Consider the following 21,356-nt stretch of genomic DNA (forward strand, 5'->3'; position numbering starts at 1 on the left):
TAACGTTTTCACAGGAGAGAGATCGATGAAGAAGAAGCCCGCGGGGACAATGGTTCGCTCGATCGCGCTGGGCGGCGCGCTCATGTTCGGTGTGCAGCATGCGGCGTTCGCCGCGACGGAGATCCAGTTCTGGCATGCGATGGAGTCGGCGCTCGGTGAGCGCGTCAACGAGCTCGCCACGCAGTTCAACGCATCGCAGAGCGACTACAAGATCGTGCCGGTCTTCAAGGGCACGTACGACCAGGCACTCGCGGCGGGCATCGCCGCCTATCGCAGCGGCAACGCGCCGGCGATCCTCCAGGTCTATGAAGTCGGCACCGCGACGATGATGCAGGCGAAGAAGGCTGTCGTGCCGGTCTACGACGTGTTCAAGCAGGCCGGCGTGCCGCTCGACGAAAAGGCGTTCGTACCGACCATCGCGAGCTACTACAGCGACGCGAAGACGGGCCATCTCGTGTCGATGCCGTTCAACAGCTCGACGCCGGTGCTGTACTACAACAAGGACGCGTTCAAGAAGGCCGGGCTCGACCCGAACCAGCCGCCGAAGACGTGGGCCGACGTGCAGGCCGCCGCGGAGAAGCTGCGCAAATCCGGGATGACGTGCGGCTTCACGACCGGCTGGCAGGGCTGGATCCAGCTCGAGAACTACAGCGCGTGGCATGCGCTGCCGTTCGCGAGCCGCAATAACGGCTTCGACGGCGCCGACGCGGCGCTCGAATTCAACAAGCCGCAGCAGGTCGCGCACATCGCGTTCCTGCAACAGATGCAGAAGGACGGCACGTTCACGTACGCGGGCCGCAAGGACGAGGCATCGGCGAAGTTCTACAGCGGCGACTGCGGGATCCTGACGACGTCGTCGGGCGCGCTCGCGAACGTGCAGAAGTTCGCGAAGTTCAGCTACGGCACGGGCATGATGCCGTACGACGCGAACGTGAAGGGCGCGCCGCAGAACGCGATCATCGGCGGCGCGAGCCTGTGGGTGCTGGCCGGCAAGGATCCGGCGACCTACAAGGGCGTCGCGAAGTTCCTCGCATTCCTGGCCTCGCCGCCGATCGCCGCGAAGTGGCACCAGGAAACCGGCTACCTGCCGGTCACGACGGCTGCGTACGACCTCACGCGCCAGCAGGGCTTCTATGCGAAGAACCCGAGCGCGGAAACCGCGATCAAGCAGATGATGAACAAGCCGCCGCTGCCGTATACGAAGGGGCTGCGCCTCGGCAACATGCCGCAGATCCGCACGGTCGTCGACGAAGAGCTGGAGCAGGTCTGGGCGGAGAAGAAGTCGCCGAAGGAGGCGCTCGACTCGGCGGCGTCGCGCGGCGACGAGCTGCTGCGCCGCTTCGAGAAGTCGGGCGGCTGAGCCTGCATCGCGTTCGTGCCGCCGGCCGCTGCATCGCGTATGCGCGCGTGCGGGCCGGCGGCACGGTTCCCTTCCCGTTTCGCCTCCGGACACCCGCGATGCAATCCCGTTCCCGTTTCGGCGCGAGCCTGCTGCCGTACCTGCTGATCGCGCCGCAGCTCGCGATCACCGCCGTGTTCTTCCTGTGGCCGGCCGGCGTCGCGCTGTGGCAGTCGACGCAGATGCAGGACGCGTTCGGCACGTCGAGTGAATTCGTCGGCTTCGCGAACTTCACGCACCTGTTCGCCGACCCGCTGTACCTCGACTCGTTCCGCACGACGCTGGTGTTCAGCTCGCTCGTCACGGTCAGCGGGCTCGTCGTGTCGCTGCTGCTCGCCGCCTGCGCCGACCGAGTGATCCGCGGCGCGCGCGTATACCGCACGCTGCTGATCTGGCCGTATGCGGTCGCGCCGACGATCGCGGCCGTGCTGTGGGCGTTCCTGTTCAACCCGAGCATCGGCCTCGTCACCTATGCGCTCGCGAAGGGCGGCATCGTGTGGAATCACGCGCTGAACGGCGGCCAGGCGATGTTCCTCGTCGTGCTCGCGTCGGTATGGAAGCAGGTGAGCTACAACTTCCTGTTCTTCTACGCAGGACTGCAGGCGATTCCGCGCTCGCTGATCGAGGCGGCGGCGATCGACGGTGCCGGGCCGGTGCGGCGCTTCTTCCACATCGTGCTGCCGCTGCTGTCGCCGACGAGCTTCTTCCTGCTGGTCGTGAACCTCGTCTACGCGTTCTTCGACACCTTCCCGGTGATCGACGCGGCCACCGCCGGCGGCCCCGCGCAGAGCACGAAGACGCTGATCTACAAGATCTTCACGGAAGGCTTCCAGGGGCTCGACATCGGCAGCTCGGGTGCGCAGTCGGTCGTGCTGATGATCATCGTCGTCGGCCTGACGGTGATCCAGTTCCGCTTCGTCGAACGCAGGGTGCAATACGCATGATCGAAAATCGCAAGGGCTTCGACCTGTTCTGCCACGCGGTGCTGATCGCGGGCGTCGTGCTGATCGTGTTCCCCGTGTACGTCGCGTTCTGCGCGGCGACCATGAACGCGCAGGAAGTGTTCACGATCCCGCTGTCGCTGGTGCCTAGCACGCACCTGCTGGAGAACGTCGCCTATATCTGGGGGCACGGCAGCGGCGGCACGACGGCGCCGTTCGGCCGGCTGCTCGTCAACAGCTTCGTGATGGCGCTCGCGATCGCGGTCGGCAAGATCGCGGTGTCGATCCTGTCCGCGTACGCGATCGTCTACTTCCGCTTCCCGTTCCGCAACACGGCGTTCTGGCTGATCTTCATCACGCTGATGCTGCCGGTCGAGGTGCGGATCTTCCCGACCGTGCAGGTCGTGTCGACGCTCCACATGACGAACACCTACGCGGGGCTCTCGCTGCCGCTGATCGCATCGGCGACCGCGACGTTCCTGTTCCGCCAGTTCTTCATGACGCTGCCCGACGAGCTGATGGACGCCGCGCGCATCGACGGCGCGGGGCCGCTGCGCTTCTTCCGGGACGTCGTGCTGCCGCTGTCGAAGACGAGCATCGCGGCGCTGTTCGTGATCACGTTCATCTACGGCTGGAACCAGTATCTGTGGCCGATCCTGATCACGACGGAGGCGTCGCTGTCGACGGCGGTGGTGGGCATCAAGACGATGATCGCGAGCGGCGACGCCGCGACCGAATGGCAATACGTAATGGCGGCGACGCTGCTGGCGATGATTCCGCCGCTCGTCGTCGTGCTGGCGATGCAGCGCTGGTTCGTGCGCGGCCTCGTCGATTCCGAGAAATAACCACGGACGGCAACCGGGAGAAGGACCAAGTATGGCTGCGCTGAGCTTGAAGGGCGTCAGGAAATCCTACGACGGCAAGCAGCACGTGCTGCATGGCATCGACGTGGAGATCGCCGACGGCGAATTCATCGTGCTGGTCGGCCCGTCGGGCTGCGGCAAGTCGACGCTGCTGCGGATGATCGCGGGGCTCGAGACGGTGACGGACGGCGAGATCGCGATCGGTGAGCGCGTGGTCAACGCGCTGGAGCCGAAGGATCGCGACATCGCGATGGTGTTCCAGAACTACGCGCTGTATCCGCACATGACGGTCGCGCAGAACATGGGCTACGGGCTGAAGATCCGCGGCATCGAGCGCGCGACGATCGACGCGCGGGTCGCTGCCGCCGCGAAGATCCTCGAGCTCGAGCCGCTGCTCGCGCGGCGGCCGCGCGAACTGTCGGGCGGCCAGCGGCAGCGCGTCGCGATGGGGCGCGCGATCGTGCGCGAGCCGTCGGTATTCCTGTTCGACGAGCCGCTGTCGAACCTCGACGCGAAGTTGCGCGTGCAGATGCGGCTCGAGATCCAGCGGCTGCATGCGCGGCTCGCGACCACGAGCGTGTACGTGACGCACGACCAGATCGAGGCGATGACGCTCGCGCAGCGCGTGATCGTGATGAACCGCGGCTATGCGGAGCAGATCGGCGCGCCGGTCGACGTGTACGAGAAGCCGGCGACGGTGTTCGTCGCGGGCTTCATCGGCTCGCCGGCGATGAACCTGATGCACGGCCGGCTGTCGGAGGATGGCGCGACGTTTACGGTCGCGGGCGGCGGCCCGGCGCTGCCGGTCGCCGGCGCGCCCGGCATCGGCACCGCGATCGCCACCGGGCGCGACTGGGTGCTCGGCGTGCGGCCGGAGCACATGACGCCGCAGCCGGGCGTCGCGCAGGCGACGCTGCCGGTCGACTCGTGCGAGCTGCTCGGCGCGGACAACCTCGCGCACGGCCGCTGGGGCAACCACGACGTCGCGGTGCGGCTGCCGCACGCGGATCGTCCCGCGCGCGGCACGGCGCTGGGTGCCGCGCTGCCCGCGCACCGGCTGCATTTCTTCGATCCCGAGACCGGCAAGCGGGCCGGCTGATCCTGACGAACCCGTTGCGAGGCGCATGATGACTTCCCGAACCGACTGGCCCTATCCGCGCGTCGTCGCCCATCGCGGCGGCGGCACGCTCGCACCGGAGAACACGCTCGCCGCGTTCGACGAGGGCGCGCGGCGCGGTCACCGGATGGTCGAGTTCGACGCGAAGCTATCCGCCGACGACGTGACGTTCCTCCTGCACGACGACACGGTCGACCGCACGTCGAACGGCCGCGGCCCGGCGGCGGGCATGCGTTATGCGGCGCTGGCCGCGCTCGACGCCGGTGCCTGGTTCGACGCGCGTTTCGCGGGCGAGCGGATGCCGACGCTCGAGGCGGCGGCGGCGCGCTGCGTCGCGCACGGGCTGGCGGCGAACGTCGAGATCAAGCCGTGCCCGGGCCGCGAGCGCGACACGGGGCAGCGGGTCGCGGCCGATGCGGCCGCGTACTGGCATGGCGCGGCGGTGCCGCCGCTCTTGTCGTCGTTCTCGTTCGAGGCGCTGCAACAGGCGCGCGCGAGCGCACCGGCACTGCCGCGCGGGATGCTGTACGAGGCGGTACCGGACGACTGGCACGCGCAGGTCGTCGGTGCGCTCGGCTGCGTATCGTTGCACGCAAGCCACAAGGAGCTCGACGAACCGCTCGTGCGCGCGATCAAGGCGGCCGGCCTGCGGATCCTGGTGTACACGGTCAACGACCTCGCCCGGGCGCGCGAACTCGCGCGCTGGGGCGTCGATGCGGTCTGCACGGACCGGATCGACCTGATCGCCGCCGATGCGCTGGACGACATCGCGTAGCGACCGGTCCCGCGCGATGCTGGTGGCGGGAAAACCCTGAGGCAAAAAAACGACGCCCCGGCGGGTTTCCGCCGGGGCGTTTTCCATCGTGGAGACGTTACGTCACGAAAAATCGGCTACAAATTGCAGCAGGATTAACCATTCCCCAAATATTCGACTACGCTTAGAAGCGGTAGCCGATGTTCAGGTACGTGACGATCGGATTGAGCGAGATCTTCGCTTTCGACGTTTCGGTCAGGGTGCCGACCGGCGTCCGGCGGGCCGTCGTGAAGGTCGCGGTGACGCTGATCGGGATGTACGAGATCGACAGGCCGCCGAACCAGTGTTTCGTGAAGTTGTACGTGAAGCCGGCGTTGAACACGGGCGCCCACTGGTTGCTGGTCGTCGCGCTGGTCGGGCCGCCGAGCACGCCGTTCTCGAAGCTGCTGTTCGTGATCTTTGCGCCGGTGAACCACGTATATGTCGCGCCGACGCCGACATACGGACGGAACTTCGCGTTGGCGTCGTTGAAGTGGTAGCGCAGCAATACGGCGGGGCTCCACTGGTACGCACGGCCGAGTACGCCGAAGTTTTCGAACCGACCCTTGCCGGTAATGTCGAACTTCGGCGGTATCCCCATCACGAGCTCGGTGGAGATATGGTCGGTGACGAAGTAGCCCGCTGCGAGACCGAGCGTATCGGCGTCGTTGATGCCGGCGCCGGTGTTGGGAATCGATTGGTTGATGGGCGTGCCGCCGACGCCGTAGACGAACAGCGGGTCGCTGCTGTCCTGCGGCGAAAAGTGCAGCCAGCCGGTGCTGACGTAGAAATCACCTGCGGATTGTGCGTGTGCCGTACCGCCCGCGAATGCGAGCGCCACGGCCCCCGTAATGGCCAGTTTTCGTTTCATTGTGTCTCCTCCGATCAAAGGCGTGCTCATTATGACGACTGCGTTTAAAACCAAACAAGCTCGCAAGTTAGAGCTTTCTCCCTAGGATTCGCACGACCGTACGCTTCCGCGCCCCGCCAGGACAGGCATTCTACGCAGGTGCGCATTTTCGGACCTTCGGGTATTTCCTAACGCGTTCAAACGGACATTCAGCATGGCACGGTTAGCACGACTCTACGTTCCCGACCAGCCGCAGCACGTGATACTGCGCGGCCTGGATCAGCAACCCGCGTTTGTCGACGACCAGGACTACGAACTCTTCATCGATTGTCTGAAGGCCGCGGCACGCGATCACCATCTTTCGGTGCATGCCTACGTGCTGCTGCCGCGTCAGGTGCAGCTCCTCGTGACGCCGAGCGACGAGGCGAGCCTGCCGAAGGCGATGCAGGCGGTGGGCCGCCGCTACGTCGCGCATTTCAACCGGCGCTATTCGCGGCGCGGCACCCTGTGGGAAGGCCGCTATCGCGCGACCGTGATCGAAGGCGAGCGCTATTTCCTGCTCGCGAGCCGCGTGGTCGAGATGAGCCCGGTGCGCGCGCAGCTGGTCGCGACGCCCGACGCCTATCGCTGGTCGAGCTACCGGCACCACGTCGGGCTCACCGTCGACAGCCTGATCACCGACCATCCGCTCTACTGGGCGCTCGGCAACACGCCGTTCGACCGTCAGCGCGCGTACAAGGAGCTGTGCGAGCAGCCGCTCGACGAGCGGCAGGCCGATCAGCTCCAGCAGGCGACACTCAAGGGCTGGGTGCTCGGCGGCGAGAACTACCGCGAGTGGGCGGCGCGCACGGCGAACCGCCGCGTGTCGCCGCTGCCGCGCGGACGCCCCAGAAAGGTGCGTGAAAACACGCCGCCGATCCAGCAGTAACGCGGGAAAGGCGGATCACGAGGCGGCGCCGCGGGTGCCGCTTCTTTTTGCACCAAAATGATACGGCCCCAATAAAACAGCACCAGATCCGAGCATCTGTTTAAATGGGGTTCTATCAAGCGGTTTTTGTTGCTATTCCTTTGATTCGTCGCGTATATTCCGAATTCCGGTGGCCCGGGTGAAGCTCGCCCAACCACTGTCGGCCGTGCCGTCTCCCGTCGGGAGCGGGATCGACGGCAACAAAAAAATGGTTCAACGGCCCTCGAGGCCCCTTTACGACGGTGTCCCCATGAACGACCACCAGCAGCCGCTCGCCGCGGTGCCCGCCGCACAAGGTCTGTACGACCCGCAAAACGAACACGACGCCTGCGGCGTCGGCTTTGTCGCTCACATCAAGGGCAAGAAGAGCCACGAGATCATTCAGCAGGGTCTGAAGATCCTCGAGAACCTCGATCACCGCGGTGCGGTCGGTGCCGATCCGCTGATGGGCGACGGCGCCGGCATCCTGATCCAGATTCCGGACGCGTTCTATCGCGAGGAAATGTCGAAGCAGGGCGTGACGCTGCCGCCGGCCGGCGAATATGGGGTCGGCATGATCTTCCTGCCGAAGGAAAATGCATCGCGTCTCGCGTGCGAGCAGGAGCTCGAGCGGACGGTGCGGGCAGAAGGGCAGGTCGTGCTCGGCTGGCGCGACGTGCCGGTCGACCATACGATGCCGATCTCGCCGACGGTCAAGGCGAGCGAGCCGCTGATCCGCCAGATCTTCATCGGCCGCGGCAAGGACATCATGGTGACGGACGCGCTCGAGCGGAAGCTGTACGTGATCCGCAAGACCGCGAGCCACCGCATCCAGGCGCTGAAGCTCAAGCACGGCAAGGAATACTTCGTGCCGTCGATGTCGGCGCGCACGATCGTCTACAAGGGGCTGCTGCTGGCGGGCCAGGTCGGCGTGTACTACCGCGACCTGCAGGACGCGCGCGTCGTGTCGGCGCTCGCGCTCGTGCACCAGCGCTTCTCGACCAACACGTTCCCGGCCTGGGAGCTGGCGCACCCGTACCGGATGATCGCGCACAACGGCGAGATCAACACCGTCAAGGGCAACGTGAACTGGCTGAACGCGCGTACCGGCGCGATCGCGTCGCACGTGCTCGGCGACGACCTGCCGAAGCTGTGGCCGCTGATCTACCCGGGCCAGTCGGACACCGCATCGTTCGACAACTGTCTCGAACTGCTGGTGATGGCCGGCTACCCGCTCGTGCACGCGGTGATGATGATGATCCCGGAAGCCTGGGAACAGCACACGCTGATGGACGAGAATCGCCGCGCGTTCTACGAATACCACGCCGCGATGATGGAGCCGTGGGACGGCCCCGCCGCGATCGCGTTTACCGACGGCCGCCAGATCGGCGCGACGCTCGACCGTAACGGCCTGCGCCCGGCGCGCTACATCGTGACCGACGACGACCTCGTCATCATGGCGTCGGAAGCCGGCACGCTGCAGATCCCCGAATCGAAGATCGTCAAGAAGTGGCGCCTGCAGCCGGGCAAGATGTTCCTGATCGACATGGAACACGGCCGCATCATCGACGACAAGGAGCTCAAGGACAACCTCGCGAACGCGAAGCCGTACAAGAGCTGGATCGACGCCGTGCGCATCAAGCTCGACGAGATCGAGCCGAAGGCCGAGGACGTCGCGGCCGGCCGCACGCAGGGCGCCGCGCTGCTCGACCGCCAGCAGGCGTTCGGCTATACGCAGGAAGACCTGAAGTTCCTGATGGCGCCGATGGCGCAGCAGGGCGAAGAGGCCGTCGGCTCGATGGGCAACGACTCGCCGCTCGCGGTGATGTCGAACAAGAACAAGACGCTCTATCACTACTTCAAGCAGCTGTTCGCGCAGGTCACGAACCCGCCGATCGACCCGATCCGCGAGAACATGGTGATGTCGCTCGTGTCGTTCATCGGCCCGAAGCCGAACCTGCTCGACACGAACAACATCAACCCGCCGATGCGTCTCGAAGTGTCGCAGCCGGTGCTCGACTTCAAGGACATCGCGAAGATCCGCGCGATCGACCAGTACACGGGCGGCAAGTTCAGCGCGTACGAACTGAACATCTGCTACCCGGTCGCATGGGGCAAGGAAGGCATCGAGGCGCGCCTCGCGTCGCTGTGCGCGGAAGCCGTCGACGCGGTCAAGTCGGGCTACAACATGCTGATCGTGTCGGACCGCAAGACGGACGCCGAGCACGTCGCGATCCCGGCGCTGCTCGCCACGTCGGCGATCCACTCGCACCTCGTCCAGCAAGGGCTGCGCACGAGCACGGGCCTCGTCGTCGAGACGGGCTCCGCACGCGAGACGCACCACTTCGCGCTGCTCGCGGGCTACGGCGCGGAAGCCGTGCACCCGTACCTCGCGATGGAAACGCTCGCGAAGATGGCCGAAGGCCTGTCGGGTGACCTGTCGCCGGAGAAGGCCGTCTACAACTTCACGAAGGCGGTCGGCAAGGGCCTGCAGAAGGTGATGTCGAAGATGGGCATCTCGACGTACATGTCGTACACGGGCGCGCAGATCTTCGAAGCGCTCGGCCTGTCGAGCGACCTCGTCGAGAAGTACTTCAAGGGCACGGCCTCGAAGGTCGGCGGCATCGGCCTGTTCGAAGTCGCGGAAGAAGCGATCCGCCTGCACCGCGATGCGTTCGGCGACAACCCGGTCCTGCGCGACATGCTCGACGCGGGCGGCGAGTACGCGTATCGCGTGCGCGGCGAAGACCACATGTGGACGCCGGACTCGATCGCGAAGCTCCAGCACGCGACGCGCAGCAACTCGTACCAGACGTACAAGGAATACGCGCACCTGATCAACGACCAGACCAAGCGTCACATGACGTTCCGCGGCCTGTTCGAGTTCAAGGTCGAGCCGACCAAGGCGATCCCGATCGAAAACGTCGAACCGGCGAAGGACATCGTGAAGCGCTTCGCGACGGGCGCGATGTCGCTCGGTTCGATCAGCACGGAAGCGCACGCGACGCTCGCGATCGCGATGAACCGGATCGGCGGCAAGTCGAACACCGGCGAAGGCGGCGAGGACGAGAAGCGCTACCGCAACGAACTGCGCGGCATTCCGATCAAGTCGGGCGAGACGCTGAAGTCGGTGATCGGCGACGAGATCGTCAGCGACATTCCGCTGAAGGATGGCGATTCCCTCCGCTCGAAGATCAAGCAGGTCGCGTCGGGCCGCTTCGGCGTCACCGCCGAGTACCTGGCATCGGCCGACCAGATCCAGATCAAGATGGCGCAGGGCGCGAAGCCGGGCGAAGGCGGCCAGCTGCCGGGCCACAAGGTGTCCGAATACATCGGCAAGCTGCGTTACTCGGTGCCGGGCGTCGGCCTGATCTCGCCGCCGCCGCACCACGACATCTACTCGATCGAGGATCTGGCGCAGCTGATCCACGACCTGAAGAACGTGAACCCGAGCTCGAGCATCTCGGTGAAGCTGGTGTCGGAAGTCGGCGTCGGCACGGTCGCGGCCGGTGTTGCGAAGGCGAAGGCCGACCACGTCGTGATCGCCGGCCATGACGGCGGCACGGGCGCGTCGCCGCTGTCGTCGGTCAAGCATGCGGGCACGCCGTGGGAACTCGGCCTCGCCGAAACGCAGCAGACGCTGGTGCTGAACCGCCTGCGCGGCCGCATCCGCGTGCAGGCCGACGGCCAGATGAAGACGGGCCGCGACGTCGTGATCGGCGCACTGCTCGGCGCGGACGAATTCGGCTTCGCGACGGCACCGCTCGTCGTCGAAGGCTGCATCATGATGCGCAAGTGCCACCTGAACACGTGCCCGGTCGGCGTCGCGACGCAGGATCCGGTGCTGCGTGCGAAGTTCAAGGGCCAGCCCGAGCACGTCGTGAACTACTTCTTCTTCGTCGCCGAGGAAGTGCGCGAGATCATGGCGCAGCTCGGCGTCGCGAAGTTCGACGACCTGATCGGCCGTGCCGACCTGCTCGATACGCGCAAGGGCATCGAGCACTGGAAGGCGAAGGGCCTCGACTTCTCGCGCGTGTTCTACCAGCCGGAAGAGTGCGAGGACGTCGCGCCGCGTCACGTCGACGTGCAGGATCACGGCCTCGAGCGCGCGCTCGACCACGTGCTGATCGAGAAGGCGAAGGCCGCGATCGAGAACGGCGAGCATGTGTCGTTCATCCAGCCGGTGCGCAACGTGAACCGGACGGTCGGCGCGATGCTGTCGGGCGTGATCGCGAAGAAGCACGGCCACGAAGGCCTGGCCGACGACGCGGTGCACATCCAGCTGAAGGGCACGGCCGGCCAGAGCTTCGGCGCGTTCCTCGCGAAGGGCGTGACGCTCGACCTCGTCGGCGACGGCAACGACTACGTCGGCAAGGGCCTGTCGGGCGGCCGGATCATCATCCGTCCGACCAACGACTTCCGCGGCAAGTCCGAGGAAAACATCATCTGCGGCAACACGGTGATGTACGGCGCGATCGAAGGCGAATCGTTCTTCCGCGGCGTCGCGGGCGAACGCTTCTGCGTGCGTAACTCGGGCGCGACGGCGGTCGTCGAAGGCACGGGCGACCACGGTTGCGAATACATGACGGGCGGCACGGTCGTCGTGCTCGGCGAAACCGGGCGCAACTTCGCGGCCGGCATGTCGGGCGGTCTCGCGTACATCTACGATCCGGAAGGCACGTTCGCGGCGAAGTGCAACAAGTCGATGGTCGCGCTCGAGCCGGTGCTGCAGCAGGCCGAGCAGGAGCGCACGGTCGACCGCGCGCTCTGGCATGCGGGCACGACGGACGAAGCGCTGCTCAAGGGGCTCGTCGAGCGTCATTTCCAGTTCACGGGTTCGCCGCGCGCGAAGTCGCTGCTGGAAAACTGGGACGCGGCGCGCCGCCAGTTCGTGAAGGTGTTCCCGCACGAATACAAGCGCGCGCTGGGCGAGATCGGTGCGAAGAAGGCGGCGAAGGAAGTGCTGGCCGCCTGAGCGACGAACGACATAGCGAATGCCGCGCGCGCCTGACGGCCGCGCGCGGCTCCCCCACCCGATACACCGAACAGAAGAGCACCTTATGGGCAAGGCAACCGGTTTTCTGGAGTTCGAACGCCGCCACGAGGCGTACGAAGCACCGCTCACGCGCGTGAAGCACTACAAGGAATTCGTCGCGGCGCTGACCGACGCGGACGCGAAGGTCCAGGGCGCACGCTGCATGGACTGTGGCATCCCGTTCTGCAACAACGGCTGCCCGGTCAACAACATCATTCCGGACTTCAACGATCTCGTTTACCGCCAGGACTGGCAGCAGGCGATCGAAGTCCTGCATTCGACCAACAACTTCCCCGAGTTCACGGGCCGCATCTGCCCGGCGCCGTGCGAGGCAGCCTGCACGCTCGGGATCAACAACGATCCGGTCGGCATCAAGTCGATCGAGCACGCGATCATCGACAAGGCCTGGGCGGAAGGCTGGGTGAAGCCGCTGCCGGCCGAACACAAGACCGGCAAGAAAGTCGCGGTCGTCGGTTCTGGCCCCGCGGGCCTCGCCGCTGCGCAGCAGCTCGCGCGTGCCGGCCACGACGTGACGGTGTTCGAGAAGAACGATCGCGTCGGCGGCCTGCTGCGTTACGGGATCCCCGACTTCAAGCTCGAGAAGTGGCTGATCGATCGCCGCATGCGCCAGATGGAAGCGGAAGGCGTGACGTTCCGCACCAGCGTGTTCATCGGCAAGGATCCGCTGCCCGAGTCGATCGGCAGCCTCGCGAAGGAAACCATTTCGCCGGACACGCTGAAGGAGGAATTCGACGCGGTCGTGATCGCGGGCGGTTCGGAAACGCCGCGCGACCTGCCGGTGCCGGGCCGCGAACTCGCGGGCGTGCATTTCGCGATGGACTTCCTGCCGCAGCAGAACCGCGTGAACGCGGGCGACAAGCTCGCCGACCAGCTGCTCGCGAAGGGCAAGCACGTGATCGTGATCGGCGGCGGCGATACGGGTTCGGACTGCGTCGGCACGTCGAACCGTCACGGCGCGAAGCAGGTCACGCAGTTCGAGCTGCTGCCGCAGCCGCCGGAAGAGGAAAACAAGCCGCTCGTGTGGCCGTACTGGCCGATCAAGCTGCGCACGTCGTCGTCGCACGAGGAAGGCTGCGAGCGTGACTGGGCGGTCGCGACGAAGCGTCTCGAAGGCAAGAACGGCAAGGTCGAGAAGCTGATCGCGGTACGCGTCGAGTGGAAGGACGGCAAGATGCAGGAAGTGCCGGGCTCCGAGTTCGAGATGAAGGCCGACCTGGTGCTGCTCGCGATGGGCTTCACGCAGCCGGCAGCCACCGTGCTCGAGGCGTTCGGCGTCGCGAAGGACGCACGCGGCAACGCGCGTGCGGCGACCGAAGGCGATCGTTCGTACTACACGTCGGTCGACAAGGTGTTCGCGGCAGGCGACATGCGTCGCGGCCAGTCGCTCGTCGTGTGGGCGATCCGCGAAGGCCGCCAGTGCGCGCGCTCGGTCGACGCGTACCTGATGGGGCATTCGGAACTGCCGCGCTGAGTATCATCGCGAGCGGGTTTCGATGAAAGCCGGGCGTCCGAGAGGGCGCCCGGTTTTTTTGTGTAGCAGCCGTTGACGATCGTGTGCCCATCATCGCGTCGCGACGGGGCTTGCCGCATGGCGACAAACATTGTCAGGACGGTTTGGAGTATGTCAACGAGCGTCATTCGATGCCCCCATGTCGATTTGTCCGTCCAATCGGTCGCGCGATAGAGCCAAAGCGCCGTTTTTTTCGAACGTGCCGAGTGCTTTATGTTCCGATGTGCGATCAATTGCCAGGAGATGGGGGGGCGTGCGGTGATTCCTTGACTCGCCAATAGCTTGCTAGTTGTTCGTTGCAATCGATCATCGCGATGTACTTTGTTCCGTCGACGAGCAGGGGGAATTCCCAGACCCCGAGTTTCCATGCGTGATATCGCGGGGCACCATCGAATTGGATGCGATTGGACTGCACCCCTTGGTCTTCGATGTATGCGAGGATCTTTCCGCGGAGTACCTCGATGGATGCATCGGGGCAACTGCCTTCCGTCCTCTCGTACCGAGAAAACGCCACGACGACGAACAGCAATACGAACGTGCCAATGGCGGCGGCGATAATCCAGAGGATCCAACGCATCACGAAGCACAAGACTGTCGAAAGCATGATCGGATTCGGCGTGTGTTTGGTTGTCGAGATTGCGCGCGCGACAGGAATTCTCGATCCTAGAAGCGGCCGGGGCGCATCAAGCCGCCAAATGATGGCCTATGAACGGCCTCCGGGGGGCGCATTTCGGCATTTCGCACGGGTCTTTGGCCAGAAAATGAGATATTCTTTTCGCCGGTGAAGATTATCTGATAGTCCGTATGCCCTAGCACCGAACCGAGTTTCGCCAGAAACGTGGTGGCTGCCTCTTGAAGAAATGGTCGATTTGATGGATCGGCATCAAACCTGTCTGGATTGAGTGTGTAATACCCGTTGAATCGATATGTGTTGTCGGCGAGTAGTTCCAATGTTCCGTGAACTCGGCCGGATATTCGTCCCAAGACGGTTGCGCTCCACAGATCCTGAGTTCCATGGTTGAAGATGTTGGTGCTGAATCCGCTGTCGATTGGATAAATGCCAGGGCCATATCCTTGGTTTTCGATGGCTCGCGATATTTCTCCGAAATCGCTAACATTCATTTTTAAGTTTAGAGATTCGATGTTGATGGATCGTTGGACTCCGTTTCCGTGTATCCAGTGATTGACTGCCTCTATGAACATCAGTGGGTTGCCATAAAAATCGAATTTCGATGTGGGCAGGGCTTTGTCCAGTTGGCCGACGTAGATGCCAAATAATGCGGAAATGTTTGCATAATGCCCGGGTGCGAAATTAAACCCATATTGGTTGGCGCCGGGCAAATACTTGTAGCCGCCTATGGCCAGCCATGGCGTGAATCCGCCGACCAGCACAAGCTGATTGCGCCAGAAGTTTGTGTCGTTGCGTCCGATTGCCGGCAAATACCTGAAGAACATTTCGGTCGCGCGAACCATGTTGCCCGTGTTCGCAAAAAGGAGCATGTAGTTGGACGCGCAATATTGATTGAAGCAGACCGATGGGGGTGGTATTCCTGCCCCGATATTGGCGCCGGGTATTTCGTTCGAGTTGATTTTGAAATCGCCAAAGTTGAAATCAGGCGGTCGTGGTGCGGTAACCGAAATCGGTGGTAGGACATTTGATTGCGCCGCGCTCGTTGTATGTTTCAGCAAGGTTCCGAGCGGTAGCGCGGTCGAAGCAATCAGGAAGCGGCACCTGTTCTGGTGTTGCCGTTTGTTGTCGCCATTCATGACATTTTCAGATGCCAGCGTGTCGTGCTTGAGCATTTCACACCCCGTTTGGTTGTCTTTCGGTAATTGATTCGTATTGCGAAAGACACAGCGTTTGCCTTTTTGGATTGTTCTGCAAGAATTTTGTATGGTTCTTATCCGCGCGCCAGCCTCGAGCGGAACCCCCTTGTGAGCCGAGCGTGAGGCGCGGCAACGTCCAATCGAAGCAGTTCCGCGAGACATGTCCTCCTCGTTCGGCGGTTCGAACAACGTTTCCAAACGTCAAAGTTCATTGCGCAGAACATGGTTCTGCGTGTGGCGAGTCGCATAATCTTGAAGCGTTGGCAGTCCGGCCAGCGTCGCGCCACAGTCCTTTCGTTTTGTAAGATTTCTTGCGAATTGTCATATCATGTCGTCCTTCCGGCGCGCCACGCGCAGCCGACCATGATCGACCCCATTTGAAAGGACTCTGGATGGAAGCACTCGTGCTTGGGCTGATCGACGCCGTCAACGGCGTGCTGTGGAACTACGTGCTGATCGCGCTGCTGCTCGGCGCCGGCGCGTGGTTCACGTTGCGGTTCCGGATGATCCAGCTGAAGGCGCTGTTCCTCAGCATGAAACTGGTCGGCAGCAAGGGCGAGCCGGGCAGCATCTCGTCGTTCCAGGCGTTCGCGACCGGGCTCGCGAGCCGCGTGGGCACCGGCAACATCGCCGGTGTCGCGGTCGCGCTGACGGTCGGCGGGCCGGGCGCGATCTTCTGGATGTGGATGACGGCGCTTGTCGGGATGTCGTCGGCGTTCGTCGAGGCGACGCTCGCACAGATCTTCAAGGTGTCGCATCCGGACGGCAGCTATCGCGGCGGCCCCGCGTACTACATCCAGACGGGCCTGCGCTCGCGCGGCTTCGGCGTGCTGTTCTCGCTGTCGCTGATCCTCGCGTTCGGTTTCGTGTTCAACGCGGTGCAGGCCAATGCGATCGCCGACGCGTTCCATACGTCGTTCGGCTGGAGCCGCGAGACGGTCGGCCTCAGCCTCGTGCTGCTCACCGCGCCGCTCATCTTCGGCGGGATTCGCCGCATCGCGTCGGTCGCGCAGGTGATCGTGCCGGTGATGGCGATCGGCTACCTCGCGCTGGCGGTCTACGCGGTCGCGACCCACATCGCGATGGTGCCGGCCGTGATCGCGCTGATCGTGAAGAGCGCGTTCGGGCTCGAGCAGGCGGCGGGCGGCCTGACCGGCTATGCGGTCAGCCAGGCGGTCGCGATGGGCGTGAAGCGCGGGCTGTTCTCGAACGAGGCCGGCATGGGCAGCGCGCCGAACGCGGCCGCGACCGCGAGCGTGCGGCATCCGGTCGTGCAGGGGCTGATCCAGATGCTCGGCGTGTTCGTCGACACGATCGTGATCTGCAGCGCGACCGCGTTCGTGATCCTGCTGTCGGGCCAGTACGAACTCGGCACCGGCATGGAAGGCGCGGCGCTCACGCAGCGCGCGATCGCGAGCCACGTCGGCGGCTGGGGCGGCATCTACATGGCCGTCGCGATCTTCTTCTTCGCGTACTCGTCGGTGATCGGCAATTACGCATACGCGGAAGGCAACGTCGATTTCATCACGAAGCGGCGCGGCGTGCTGCCGCTGTTCCGCATCGCGGTGCTCGGGATGGTGATGTTCGGCAGCGTCGGGCAACTGCCGCTCGTGTGGGCGATGGCCGATACGAGCATGGGGCTGATGGCGATCATCAACCTGGTTGCGATCCTCGCGCTCGGCAAGTATGCGCATGCCGCGTGGCGCGACTATCGCCGCCAGCGCGCGCAGGGCATTGCCGATCCGGTGTTCACGCGCAACACGATTCCCGAGCTCGCGCGCGTGCTGCCGGCCGACGTGTGGGGCGAGCACGGCCCGCTGCCGCAGCGTCCGGTGTCGGCCGATGCGGTGGCCGAAGCGCGCGTGGCGGTGCGCGAGTCGTGAACGGCGACCGGCTTCGTGCGTTCGTCGCGCTGATGCCCGACACGGCATCGCGCGACGCGCTGCATGCGCTGCCGGTCACCCGCGGCGCGCGGCGCACGTTGCCCGCGCAACTGCACGTGACGCTCGCGTTCATCGGCGCGATCGAACGCGCGCGTTGCGACGCGCTGGCCGCGCGCCTGCCGGCGCTCGCGGCCGCGCATGCGCTGCCGTTGCAGCCGGTCGAGCGGATCGCGTGGTGGCCGAGCCTGCCGCGAGCGAGGCTGATCGTCGCGGAACTCGCGCCCGATCCTGCCTGTACGGCGCTGAATGCCGACTTATCCGCGCTGTTGCGCGAACTGGGCGTGCCGGCCGACCGCCGGCCGTTCAGGCCGCACGTCACGCTCGCGCGGTTGCCGCGCGACGCGGACGGGCAGCCCGCGCACGGCGGCGCGACCGGGCGGCCGTGCGCGCTGCGTTTCGCCGCGCTGACGCTATTCGAAAGCCGGCTGTCGCACGACGGCGTGTCGCATGTGCCGATCGTGTCGGTGCCGGTCGTGCCGGCGTAGCGGGAAGGCGGGAAGGCAGGAAGAACGAGGAAGAGAAGGCCGGCGCGGCATGCACCGGCCTTCTGTTGAGCGGTTACGCGGCGACCTTGTCGCTGTCGTTCACGCGTTCGACGTTGATCGTGCCGACGTGGAACGCGGCCAGCGACTCGCGGTGCGCGATGCTGACGATCGCGGCCTTCGGCAGCCGTTCGGCGAACAGGTGATAGAGCCGCGCTTCGTTGTCGGCGTCGAGCGCGCTCGTCGCTTCGTCGAGGAACAGGAAGTCCGGCTTGTGCAGCAGCACGCGCGCGCCGGCGAGACGTTGCTGTTCGCCCGGCGACAGCACGCGCGTCCAGTGGCCGGTCTCGCCGAGGCGCTCGACGTAGTCTTCGAGGCGGCACGCGCGCAGCGCGTCGCGGCACGCGTCGTCGGCGAACGTGTCGGGCGCGGCCGGATACGTGAGCGCTGCTTTCAGCGTGCCGATCGGCAGGTAACTTGTCTGCGGCACGAACATCATCCGCGCGCCGACCGGCGCGTCGATCGCGCCGTCGCCGAACGGCCAGAGGCCCGCGAGCGCGCGCATGAACGTGCTCTTGCCGGAACCCGACTTGCCGATCACGAGCCAGCGCGAGCCGGGTTCGATCGTCACGTTGCCGATGTTCGCGAGCGCGTTGCCGTTCGGCAGCGCGAGCTTCAGCGACGACGTCGACAGCTTCGCGGCATCGACGTAGTGCAGGTTGATGCCGCCGTGCTCGGTCGCGGGCGACAGGCTTTCCTTCAGGTGCGACGTGCCCATCACGCGCTTGAATTCACGCAGACGGTTGACGGTGGCGCGCCATTCGACGAGGGTCGAGTAACTGTTGATGAACCACGAGAACGAATCGCTGACGGTGCCGAACGCGGACGAGATCTGCATCAGCACGCCGAACGAGAACGCGCCGGCGAAATAGCGCGGCGCCGCGACGACGAGCGGGAAGATGATCGCGATCTGCCCGTAGAAGCTCAGCACGAACGTGAGGCGCTTCGTGTACTTCATCACGCGCCACCAGTTGTCGCGAATGCGCGTGAACAGGCTCTGCGCGTTGGCGGTCTCGGTTTTCTCGCCGTCGTAGAACGCGATCTGCTCGGCGTTCTCGCGCACGCGGATCAGCCCGAAGCGGAAGTCGGCCTCGACGCGCTGCTGCTGGTAGTTGATCGACACGAGCGGGTGACCGACCTTCTGGATGATCAGCGAGCCGACCACCGCGTACAGCGCGGCCGCCCACACCATGTAGCCGGGGATCGTGATCGGCGTCGCGCCGAGCGAGAGCGTCAGCGCGCCGGCGAGCGACCACAGGATCGTGATGAACGACACGAGCGTGACGACCGTCGACAGCAGGTCGAGCGACAGCGCGAGCGTCGTCGTCGCGAACGACTGGAGGTCGTCGGTGATCCGCTGGTCGGGGTTGTCGGCGAGGCGGTCGCGTTCGATCCGGTAGAACGCGCGATCGCCGAGCCACTGGCCGAGAAACCGGTCGGTCAGCCACTGGCGCCAGCGGAACCCGAGCATCTGGCGCAGGTAGCGGCCGTACACCGCAAGGATGATGAAGCCGAACGCGAGCGCGGAGAACTGCATCAGCAGGTTCGGGAAGTCGTGGACGTCCTTCGACTGCAGCGCGTTGTAGAACTGCGCGTTCCACTTGTTCAGCTTGACGTTGATCCAGACCACGCAGAGGTTGATCGCGATGATCGTGACCAGCAGCCCCCACGCGACTTTCCATTCGGACGACACCCAGTAGGGCTTGATGAGGCTCCACGCGGATACCGGGCGCTCGTCCTGCGGCGCGTCGGAGGCGGAGCGGACGGGATCGATCGATTGGGTCATGTGCTTCCTGATGAGTAGCCGGCGCGCGGGCCGGGCGGAGCCGGACGCGCGCCGCGATACGGCATGCCGGGACGAGGTGCCGACTGACGGCGGGCGTCCGGATGGTGGCCCGCGCGTCTTAAACGGCACTTAAGGCCGGCGGTGACGCGGCAACCGGCCGCTCGCGCGGCCGGCCTGCGGGCATTGTGCCAGAGCGGCGCGGCGCGACGGCGAATTTGCCGCAAGGGGACAGTTTGCGGCGCTTTCCGCTTTTATGGTCTAATGGCCGACGACGAAACAGGGGTGCTTCGAGCGCGGCCGACGGACAGTTCCGGGCAACGCGGCGAGGCTGAGAAAGACCCTTCGCACCCGATCCGGGTAATACCGGCGAGGGAAGTTTCTGATCCCGCCGGGCCGCGCTGGCCGCCATCCCACATGGTCAGCGCCCGAGTCCCGCCCGGCCGGCCTTTGCTGCCGGTTTCGTCCTTTTGGGTACGCGCGTCGCGCGTTACGGAAGGAATGATGACCGCTCAATCTTCAGTCTTTTGCGCTGTTCCCGATCCGCTGTCGCGTGCGTCTGCACGGGACCGTGTGCGCGCGTCGACGTCCGTCGCATGCGCCCGCCTGGTTCGCGGGGAGGGGGCGCGATGAACCTCCATGCTTCCCGGCCGGATTTCGCGGTACTCGGCGGCGGCCTCGTCGGCCGCCTGATCGCGTGGCGGCTCGCGGGCGACGGGCATCGCGTCGCACTGTACGAACGCGGCGGCCCGGACGGCGAGCAGTCGGCCGCGTGGGTCGCGGCCGCGATGCTCGCGCCGCTCGCCGAGGCGGCGAGTGCCGAGCTGCTGATCACCGAGCTCGGCGCCGCATCGCTCGCGCGCTGGCCGCAATGGCTCGCGGAACTGCCCGAACCGGTGTTCTTCCAGCAGCACGGCACGCTCGTCGTCTGGCATCACGCGGATCGTGCCGAGGCGCCGTTGTTCGAGCGGCGCGTGCGCGCGAACGCGCCGGCCGAGCTGTTCGACGGCGGCTTCGTCGCGCTGGCCGGTGGCCAGGTCGACGCGGCCGAGCCCGCGCTCGCGGGACGCTTCGCGCGCGGCCTGATGCTGCCGCGCGAAGGGCAGCTCGACAACCGGCAGGCCCTGCGCGCGCTCGCGGCGGGCCTCGCGCAACGCGGCGTCGAGCTGCACTGGCACGCGACGATCGACGACGCGAACCGGCCCGACGCGCATTTCACGATCGATTGCCGTGGGCTCGGCGCGAAATCCGCGCTGCCCGCGCTGCGCGGCATCCGCGGCGAGGTCGCGCGCGTGCATGCGCCCGGCATCGGGCTCACGCGGCCCGTGCGGCTGCTGCATCCGCGCTATCCGCTGTACATCGCGCCGAAACAGGACGACCTGTACGTGATCGGCGCAACCGAGGTGGAGGGCGAGGACATGTCGCCCGTCAGCGTGCGCTCGGCGCTCGAACTGCTGAGCGCGGCGTTCTCCGTGCACCCGGCATTCGGCGAGGCGCGCATCCTCGAACTCAACGCACAGTGCCGCCCGACGCTGCCCGACCATCGCCCGGCGGTGATCTGGGACGGCGCGACGACGCTCGCCGTCAACGGCCTGTACCGGCACGGCTTCATGATCGCGCCGGAAGTCGCGCATGCGGCGGTCGCGTTCGCGCACGCCGCGCTCGGCGGCACGTTCGCCGATGCCGACGCGTTCGCCGCGTGGCGCGATGCCGCGCGCTGGCCGACGCTCCTTCATCACCGCGACGACGCGCGCCAGCCGGCCTGATGCGCGCCGCCGACCGAATT

Annotated in this window: 15 protein-coding genes and 1 riboswitch; of the genes, 11 read left to right on the plus strand and 4 right to left on the minus strand. The window is 65.6% G+C overall.

Going from position 1 to position 21,356, the window contains the following annotated elements; translation table 11 throughout:
• Positions 1-25 precede the first annotated feature (25 nt).
• The 5 genes from ugpB (at position 26) to ugpQ (ending at position 5,095) form a co-directional block, all read left to right on the plus strand.
• Positions 26-1,360: a sn-glycerol-3-phosphate ABC transporter substrate-binding protein UgpB gene (gene ugpB / locus DIE04_RS21055; RefSeq protein WP_124522244.1), complete on the plus strand. Its 1,335-nt coding sequence runs from the start codon at positions 26-28 to the stop codon at positions 1,358-1,360.
• Between the two features lie 98 nt (positions 1,361-1,458).
• The gene (gene ugpA, locus DIE04_RS21060) at positions 1,459-2,343 is read left to right on the plus strand and encodes a sn-glycerol-3-phosphate ABC transporter permease UgpA (protein WP_044845978.1); all 885 of its coding nucleotides are present in this window, start codon (positions 1,459-1,461) and stop codon (positions 2,341-2,343) included.
• Positions 2,340-3,185 (plus strand): sn-glycerol-3-phosphate ABC transporter permease UgpE, encoded by an 846-nt coding sequence (gene ugpE / locus DIE04_RS21065; RefSeq protein ID WP_044845977.1) that lies wholly within the window; start codon positions 2,340-2,342, stop codon positions 3,183-3,185. Before ugpA ends, ugpE begins: the two co-directional genes overlap by 4 nt.
• A gap of 31 nt (positions 3,186-3,216) precedes the next feature.
• On the plus strand, positions 3,217-4,302 hold the full coding sequence (locus tag DIE04_RS21070; protein WP_124487847.1) for a sn-glycerol-3-phosphate import ATP-binding protein UgpC: 1,086 nt from the start codon (positions 3,217-3,219) through the stop codon (positions 4,300-4,302).
• A gap of 28 nt (positions 4,303-4,330) precedes the next feature.
• Positions 4,331-5,095, plus strand: coding sequence for a glycerophosphodiester phosphodiesterase (gene ugpQ / locus DIE04_RS21075; RefSeq protein WP_124522260.1), 765 nt, complete (start codon positions 4,331-4,333; stop codon positions 5,093-5,095).
• Between the two features lie 163 nt (positions 5,096-5,258).
• Here ugpQ and DIE04_RS21080 read toward each other — a convergent pair whose 3' ends face one another.
• Positions 5,259-5,984, minus strand: a complete 726-nt coding sequence (locus DIE04_RS21080; protein ID WP_044845975.1) for an OmpW family protein — start codon at positions 5,982-5,984, stop codon at positions 5,259-5,261.
• A 193-nt stretch (positions 5,985-6,177) separates the two neighbouring features.
• Here DIE04_RS21080 and DIE04_RS21085 point away from each other — a divergent pair, with 193 nt between their 5' ends.
• The 3 genes from DIE04_RS21085 (at position 6,178) to DIE04_RS21100 (ending at position 13,436) form a co-directional block, all read left to right on the plus strand.
• Positions 6,178-6,891 (plus strand): transposase, encoded by a 714-nt coding sequence (locus tag DIE04_RS21085; RefSeq protein ID WP_006752972.1) that lies wholly within the window; start codon positions 6,178-6,180, stop codon positions 6,889-6,891.
• 289 nt (positions 6,892-7,180) lie between these two features.
• Positions 7,181-11,884, plus strand: a complete 4,704-nt coding sequence (locus DIE04_RS21095; protein WP_044845974.1) for a glutamate synthase-related protein — start codon at positions 7,181-7,183, stop codon at positions 11,882-11,884.
• Positions 11,885-11,969: 85 nt separating this feature from the next.
• The gene (locus DIE04_RS21100; RefSeq protein ID WP_044845973.1) at positions 11,970-13,436 is read left to right on the plus strand and encodes a glutamate synthase subunit beta; all 1,467 of its coding nucleotides are present in this window, start codon (positions 11,970-11,972) and stop codon (positions 13,434-13,436) included.
• A 268-nt stretch (positions 13,437-13,704) separates the two neighbouring features.
• Here the strand turns inward: DIE04_RS21100 and DIE04_RS21105 are convergent, their stop codons facing one another.
• Together DIE04_RS21105 and DIE04_RS21110 are read right to left on the minus strand one after the other, a co-directional pair.
• Entirely contained in the window at positions 13,705-14,079 is a 375-nt protein-coding gene (locus DIE04_RS21105) for a hypothetical protein (RefSeq protein WP_124487848.1), read from the minus strand.
• A gap of 59 nt (positions 14,080-14,138) precedes the next feature.
• Positions 14,139-15,464, minus strand: a complete 1,326-nt coding sequence (locus tag DIE04_RS21110; RefSeq protein ID WP_260426266.1) for a lipid II-degrading bacteriocin — start codon at positions 15,462-15,464, stop codon at positions 14,139-14,141.
• Between the two features lie 230 nt (positions 15,465-15,694).
• On the opposite strand from DIE04_RS21110, the gene DIE04_RS21115 reads away from it, so the two are divergent.
• Positions 15,695-17,185, plus strand: a complete 1,491-nt coding sequence (locus DIE04_RS21115; RefSeq protein ID WP_124573262.1) for a sodium:alanine symporter family protein — start codon at positions 15,695-15,697, stop codon at positions 17,183-17,185.
• Positions 17,182-17,730: an RNA 2',3'-cyclic phosphodiesterase gene (thpR, locus tag DIE04_RS21120; RefSeq protein WP_124522238.1), complete on the plus strand. Its 549-nt coding sequence runs from the start codon at positions 17,182-17,184 to the stop codon at positions 17,728-17,730. Before DIE04_RS21115 ends, thpR begins: the two co-directional genes overlap by 4 nt.
• A 73-nt stretch (positions 17,731-17,803) precedes the next feature.
• On the opposite strand, the gene DIE04_RS21125 is transcribed toward thpR, so the two are convergent.
• Positions 17,804-19,573: an ABC transporter ATP-binding protein/permease gene (locus DIE04_RS21125; RefSeq protein WP_124522236.1), complete on the minus strand. Its 1,770-nt coding sequence runs from the start codon at positions 19,571-19,573 to the stop codon at positions 17,804-17,806.
• A gap of 268 nt (positions 19,574-19,841) precedes the next feature.
• Positions 19,842-19,965, plus strand: a riboswitch (TPP riboswitch).
• Between the two features lie 234 nt (positions 19,966-20,199).
• Here DIE04_RS21125 and DIE04_RS21130 point away from each other — a divergent pair.
• Positions 20,200-21,336, plus strand: coding sequence for an FAD-dependent oxidoreductase (locus tag DIE04_RS21130; RefSeq protein WP_124487852.1), 1,137 nt, complete (start codon positions 20,200-20,202; stop codon positions 21,334-21,336).
• Positions 21,337-21,356 lie beyond the last annotated feature (20 nt).

Source organism: Burkholderia sp. Bp8994 (assembly GCF_003853805.1).
In the GTDB taxonomy this organism is placed as follows: Bacteria; Pseudomonadota; Gammaproteobacteria; order Burkholderiales; family Burkholderiaceae; genus Burkholderia.

What these genes read in the sequence shown, in the direction of transcription:
- ugpB (WP_124522244.1), top strand. Translation starts at nt 26, where the DNA reads ATGAAGAAGAAGCCCGCGGGGACAATGGTTCGCTCGATCGCGCTGGGC.
- ugpA (WP_044845978.1), top strand. Translation starts at nt 1,459, where the DNA reads ATGCAATCCCGTTCCCGTTTCGGCGCGAGCCTGCTGCCGTACCTGCTG.
- ugpE (WP_044845977.1), top strand. Translation starts at nt 2,340, where the DNA reads ATGATCGAAAATCGCAAGGGCTTCGACCTGTTCTGCCACGCGGTGCTG.
- DIE04_RS21070 (WP_124487847.1), top strand. Translation starts at nt 3,217, where the DNA reads ATGGCTGCGCTGAGCTTGAAGGGCGTCAGGAAATCCTACGACGGCAAG.
- ugpQ (WP_124522260.1), top strand. Translation starts at nt 4,331, where the DNA reads ATGACTTCCCGAACCGACTGGCCCTATCCGCGCGTCGTCGCCCATCGC.
- DIE04_RS21080 (WP_044845975.1), bottom strand. Translation starts at nt 5,984, where the DNA reads ATGAAACGAAAACTGGCCATTACGGGGGCCGTGGCGCTCGCATTCGCG.
- DIE04_RS21085 (WP_006752972.1), top strand. Translation starts at nt 6,178, where the DNA reads ATGGCACGGTTAGCACGACTCTACGTTCCCGACCAGCCGCAGCACGTG.
- DIE04_RS21095 (WP_044845974.1), top strand. Translation starts at nt 7,181, where the DNA reads ATGAACGACCACCAGCAGCCGCTCGCCGCGGTGCCCGCCGCACAAGGT.
- DIE04_RS21100 (WP_044845973.1), top strand. Translation starts at nt 11,970, where the DNA reads ATGGGCAAGGCAACCGGTTTTCTGGAGTTCGAACGCCGCCACGAGGCG.
- DIE04_RS21105 (WP_124487848.1), bottom strand. Translation starts at nt 14,079, where the DNA reads ATGCTTTCGACAGTCTTGTGCTTCGTGATGCGTTGGATCCTCTGGATT.
- DIE04_RS21110 (WP_260426266.1), bottom strand. Translation starts at nt 15,464, where the DNA reads ATGTCTCGCGGAACTGCTTCGATTGGACGTTGCCGCGCCTCACGCTCG.
- DIE04_RS21115 (WP_124573262.1), top strand. Translation starts at nt 15,695, where the DNA reads ATGGAAGCACTCGTGCTTGGGCTGATCGACGCCGTCAACGGCGTGCTG.
- DIE04_RS21125 (WP_124522236.1), bottom strand. Translation starts at nt 19,573, where the DNA reads ATGACCCAATCGATCGATCCCGTCCGCTCCGCCTCCGACGCGCCGCAG.
- DIE04_RS21130 (WP_124487852.1), top strand. Translation starts at nt 20,200, where the DNA reads ATGAACCTCCATGCTTCCCGGCCGGATTTCGCGGTACTCGGCGGCGGC.